Raw genomic sequence first — 1284 nt, 5'->3', positions numbered from 1 at the left:
AAGACGCGCCCCCTCCTGGCTGTTCGGAAAAGTGTTCGTCCACGCTGACGGGCGGCGACGAGCGGACGACGGCGACCGATTACGTCTACAACACGGCCAAATGGATCGTGAACCTGCCCCGTCAGGTATCGGTCTACGACGGTGTCGGGACCGGCGGCACATTGTTGCAAGGCACGGGCTATTACTACGACGGCGCCACCAGCATGGCCGCCATGCCGAGCGAAGGCGACCTGACCGGCACCTATGTGTTCACCGACGCGACGACCGGTTATCGCACCTCGACGCTGGCCTATGACAGCTTCGGCAACCTCGTCTCCAAGGCCAACGCGACGGGCGACCTGACGACGATCGACTACGAGACCACCTACAGTCTCTACCCGATCAAGACCACGGTCTCGCCCTCCAACACCATGACCAGCACGGACCCGGCGGTCAGCCAGAAGACTCTGACCGCCTGGAACTATACCTGCGCCAAGCCGGCCAGCACCAGGGATCTAAACTGGATAACGACCACCTATGACTATGACGTTTTCTGCCGCGAGGTGAAGCGCACAACAGAATCGTCGGCCAACTATGTGCGGACAAGCTATTCTTGGCTTGGCACGCCCGGTACCCAGTCGATCATCAGCTATCGCAACTCCATGGCCAACAACAGCGCCGGCAACGCGGTCGGCGAGATCGTCTCGCGCAGCTATCTCGACGGCTTCGGCCGTACGGTGCGCAGCGTCAGCGAGGGTGTCGACGCCAGCCACGCTGTGATCGTGGAGACCAACTACCACAAGCGTGGCGGCGTGCGGCGGGTGAGCCTGCCCTATTTCGCCACCGACAACGACGACCCCATTCCAACCAGCGGGATCTCTTTCTCTTACACCTACACGGACGTGCTGGACCGCCCCGTGCGCAGCCAGACCCCGGACGGAGTGGCGACGACCTATGCCTATACCGCCGCCACCTCGGGCCTTGCTCTCGACCAGGTGACCACCACCGACACGCTCGACAACAAGAACACCACCGATACCACCGACGATGTCACGCGCAAGACGGTGGTGATCCGCGACGGCTATGAGCGGACATTGACCACCAGCGAGTATGGCTCGAGTTCGGGGAACCTGACCACCACACTCGGCTGGGACGATCTTGGCCATCTCATCAAGGTCACCGATCCGGCTGGCAATGTGTGGTCGGCCGGCTATGACATGGCCGGTCGCCGGACCAAAGTCGACGATCCCGACCTCGGGCTGTGGACCTTCACCTATGACAACGCCGGTCGCGTCCTAACCCAGG

Annotated in this window: 1 protein-coding gene; it reads left to right on the top strand. The window is 62.4% G+C overall.

Annotation, left to right across the window (positions count from 1 at the left end; all coding sequences use genetic code 11):
- The coding region (locus L2I41_RS21440; RefSeq protein WP_237155663.1) for an RHS repeat protein at positions 1 to 1284 on the top strand (1284 nt) is incomplete at both ends.

The organism is Oryzibacter oryziterrae (assembly GCF_021864535.1).
Lineage (GTDB): Bacteria > Pseudomonadota > Alphaproteobacteria > Rhizobiales > Pleomorphomonadaceae > Pleomorphomonas > Pleomorphomonas oryziterrae.
This window is presented reverse-complemented; position numbering and strand designations above follow the sequence as displayed.